4 protein-coding genes are annotated in these 3,913 nt (G+C 43.2%); 2 read left to right on the plus strand and 2 right to left on the minus strand.

Annotated features, from left to right (window positions below):
* On the plus strand, nt 1-568 hold a 568-nt coding region (locus AC1DUA_RS27540; RefSeq protein WP_477502802.1), incomplete at its 5' end, for a sensor histidine kinase.
* Here the strand turns inward: AC1DUA_RS27540 and AC1DUA_RS27545 are convergent.
* Nucleotides 561-1,664: a YheC/YheD family protein gene (locus AC1DUA_RS27545; RefSeq protein ID WP_477502803.1), complete on the minus strand. Its 1,104-nt coding sequence runs from the start codon at nt 1,662-1,664 to the stop codon at nt 561-563. The genes AC1DUA_RS27540 and AC1DUA_RS27545 overlap by 8 nt on opposite strands.
* A gap of 168 nt (nt 1,665-1,832) precedes the next feature.
* On the opposite strand from AC1DUA_RS27545, the gene AC1DUA_RS27550 reads away from it, so the two are divergent.
* Nucleotides 1,833-2,651, plus strand: coding sequence for a YheC/YheD family protein (locus AC1DUA_RS27550; protein ID WP_477502804.1), 819 nt, complete (start codon nt 1,833-1,835; stop codon nt 2,649-2,651).
* 91 nt (nt 2,652-2,742) lie between these two features.
* On the opposite strand, the gene AC1DUA_RS27555 is transcribed toward AC1DUA_RS27550, so the two are convergent.
* Nucleotides 2,743-3,913, minus strand: a 1,171-nt coding sequence (locus tag AC1DUA_RS27555; protein WP_477502805.1) for an S-layer homology domain-containing protein, incomplete at its 5' end; no start/stop codon positions are given.

Consider the following 3,913-nt stretch of genomic DNA (forward strand, 5'->3'; position numbering starts at 1 on the left):
CCATACGGAAGCTCTTGATGCTATTCATGCAGAGAGTAACCGAATGCAGCATGTGACCTATCAACTACTCGACTTGGCTGAATTAGAACACGAAATGAAACTTTCCAATAACGTCTTTGATCTCGTGTCGCTTTGTAAAGAGACTATGCAACTTCTCAAGCCACTTTCTCGCAAAGAAATCCTGCTCATCCATTCTTTTAAGAGTCTTCTTATTGATGCTGATCGATTACGAATTAAACAGGTTCTTTTAATTACACTGGATAATGCATTGAAATATGCCAACCAAAGCATTGAAATTCATCTGGAAGACCTGATTTCACATCTAAGAATCCGAATTGTTGATGATGGTATAGGTATTCCTTCTGAAGAACTGCCTTTCATCTTCGAACGATTTTATCGTGTTGATCGTTCCAGAAACCGGCAAACAGGAGGTTCTGGTTTGGGTTTAGCCATTGCAAAGTCTATCGTCAGTCTGCACCATGGGACTATTCAAATAAATAGCGAAAGAAATTGCGGAACTGAGGTCATTATTTCCCTCCCTTCAAAGAAACCCTCCGACTCTAACTAAGAGTTGAAGGGTTTCTTGTTTTTCCTCTTCCTTTCACTTCGAAATCACGCTGATTTAATAAATGCTTTGCATATTTCAAAGGCGTTTCATAAGTTCTATAAAAGGTTTTATTCATCTTTGCCTTTTTGAATGAATACCGTTGATCTCGCCCGTTAATCTCGATCAATTTAATTTTCCCTTGATAATCAACTCCCAAATCCAGCCCAACGTCAGCCAGATGAGGAAGTTTCCCACTCAAATAATTCATAATGCTCAAGGATACTTGACGGATATCAGCCTTTATCCCTTCCGGATTAAATCCGCTCGCAGTAAATAATTCCTCAACTTTTTTAACCTTTCCACCTTTAGCTACGTTTGTTACATGTCGCCCGATCGCAGCAACCCTACCGATCATTCCAATAATTTGCCAGTAACCTGAACTACCTCGTTGTACGGATACTCGCAAATCATAAGGCCTACCATTGTAAGTAGCCACTGGGATCGCTTCTTGAATCATGTATTTTTGCTTACCCACATTTCTGTTGATAGTGGAAACCACTTTTTTATTTGATAACAATTTGGGAGGTCCCTTTTTCCAATGCAACAGCCATTTCCCGTCCTTATGCCTCTTCAGTTTCATAATCCCTTCGCCTACACTACTATTCGTTGGCTTAATATATAAGGAGGAATACTTATTCATTGACGATTGTAAGTGCTCTTGTGAAAATCTCATCGATAACGGCAAGTATTCACGTAAGCCTGGATTCTGATAAATCAGCTTATAAATTGAATACTTGTCATATCGATTTTGTCGATTGAATAAGATGCTAGATTGCGATAATTGCTTAAGCTTGGCATTATCTTTGGAAGAAAAGACAATAAGCCGATTATGTGTAACTTTAGGTATAGACAAGCGTTCCAGTCTGTACTTTTTTTTCCCATAAGTAAAACCCAGTGCTGTATTTCTCCCTGTTTGATCTAGTGACATATAAAAGATTTTCAGACCAAGCTGCTTCGCCGCTTTATTATAAAGCGCAAGCCGCTCATTTCCAGTTCTTTTACTGGGGATTCCTTTAAATGTCTGACGATCCAATAGTACACCGACAGTATGAAGCATACATGCGCCTCCTTTCAGATATGAACTATGTTTACAGTATATTGTCCAATATCTAAGCCATAACGGTAACTACCTACTTCGAAGTATTAAAAAGTTATCATAAATGGGATAGGTTCTTACCTGCTACTTTTGTTACTTGATCATCATAAGCTGTGAAGAATAGCCATTATGAAAGTAAAGGAGCCACTTCATATGCAGCGATCCCATCGAAATTTGAAACTTAACCGTGTTCCAACGAAGCGAGTACCTCTTAGATATGGCACAAGTAAATGGAGTAAACATAGGCTGCTTAGTCAATCCGCACTAATTCGACCTCATTTACCTGAAACGAAATGGTTAAACACCGAAAACTTTTGGCAAATGATGACTAAATATGGTGAAGTGATCATTAAACCAACAGGTAGCTCTGGAGGCCACGGAGTCATCCGACTTAAAACTCTCGGAATATCGAACTACGAAATTCATGATGGAGCTAGAAAATATAAGCTAACAAAACCTCAAATGAACCAATTTATTAATAAAAAGTTACGCAGGAGTCATCTCGTTCAGCGGCGGATCTCACTTGCTACTGTAAATGGCCAACCTTTTGATCTTCGTGTAATGGTACAACGACGCCCCAATTCGCCTTGGCAGGTAACAGGGAAATTAGCAAAAGTAGCTGGGAAAGGTTTTGTTGTCACAAACATCGGAAAAAGCCATGGCTATGTTGTTACGGCCAATAAAGCCATTGAATTATCCAAACTTCCTACATCGAAGTCTTCAACCCTTCTTCGGAAATTAAATAACGTTGCCTTAAGCGCGGCGTCCAAGCTTGGCCCCTCCTATCGGTGGGTAAACACTATGGGCATTGACATGGCGCTCGATTCGAATGGTCATGTTTGGATCATTGAAGTGAATTTTGCCCCCATGTTAGGGCTATTCCTGAAACTAAAAGATAAGTCAACTTTCTATAAAATTAAAGCAATCCATTTGAGTAGGAGAAAATAATCCTATGTCAGCTTGTTATCACAGGGCCCAATACGGAATACGAAAAACCCATGAGCTTATTAGGCTCATGGGCTTTACAGTTTAAATCTTATTAATGATTAGGTACCACATATACACTGCCATCAGACAATACTTGCACGGTGCCAGATGCTGATTCAATTTCACGCAGTGCCCAATGCTCCAGCGGTACATCCGGCCAGCTTGAAGACTTTGCGTCGGCGGTCGGACGATGGAACAAGCGGTTGAGAATCGTCACTGCTTCCGCACGATTCAATTGATTTTCCGGCAGGAAGGTGCCGTCGGAATAGCCCTGCAAAATGCCTGCTTGCGAAGCTTGCTTGATCGCTTCGAAAGCCCAGTGCTCTTGCGTATCGCTGTATCCCGCATAAGAGGTGCTTCCAGCTGCTTCAACCGGAAGCAGCCTAGCAGCAATGCTGGCAATCTCCCCTCGGGTAATTGCGTCATCAGGGCGGAAGCCGGTGTCATCACCGACCATCAGACCCGCGCGCTGCATATTGGCAATGGCTTCTGCGGCCCAATGTGATTTGGCAACGTCCGGATAACTGCTAGGTTCTCCCGATGCCGAATCATTATTGGTCTTACCAGCGCCAATGCGATTCAAAATCGCTGCCAATTCCGCACGCGTAATGGCTTGTGAAGGGTGGAATGTGCCGTCCGGATAACCGGATAAATAAGGTTTCAGTGCACCCGCTCCATTTTTCTGAATAATGGTAAATGTACTGAACTTGCTAATCTCAATAGCAATACCTACTGGTTTGCCATCCGCATCATAACGGATTTCTCCGTGCGTAAGCACCTTTTCGCCGTCGCTGTGTTCAATGTACACAGCCAGCTCGTCCAAAACTTGTTTGGCCGCTGCTGCGTTCTCCGGCAAACTCAAGTTATTCAGCGGGAACACGACTTCCGTCTTGTATCCCGAATAGTTTGTCTCAATCTTGACAGGTTGGCCGATAACCGAGACAGCTCGGCCTCCTGCATCTTTGAGCACAAGCTCAGCAGCTTGCACGCGTGTCGTTACTTCACTACGCTCAGCCTCAGCGCGGACCGGAACAATGCGGAAGTAGGCATCCTTTCCGTCTTTGCCCATTTGCTGAAGGGACTCCACGGATACTGTGATCTGCCCTTCAGGCAGCACCAGCTGCAGTGACATGCCTCCATCTGCAAGCATGCTTACCGTTTCGATATTTAAGCTGACAATCCGCTCATCTGCAGGATCGTCCGGTAAGTCCGTTACATAGATG

The sequence above is a fragment of the Paenibacillus sp. 01T422 genome (assembly GCF_056398785.1).

Excerpts from the sequence above, each read along its gene's own strand:
- AC1DUA_RS27545 (WP_477502803.1), bottom strand. The coding sequence starts at position 1,664 with ATGCTTCATACTGTCGGTGTACTATTGGATCGTCAGACATTTAAAGGA.
- AC1DUA_RS27550 (WP_477502804.1), top strand. The coding sequence starts at position 1,833 with ATGAAAGTAAAGGAGCCACTTCATATGCAGCGATCCCATCGAAATTTG.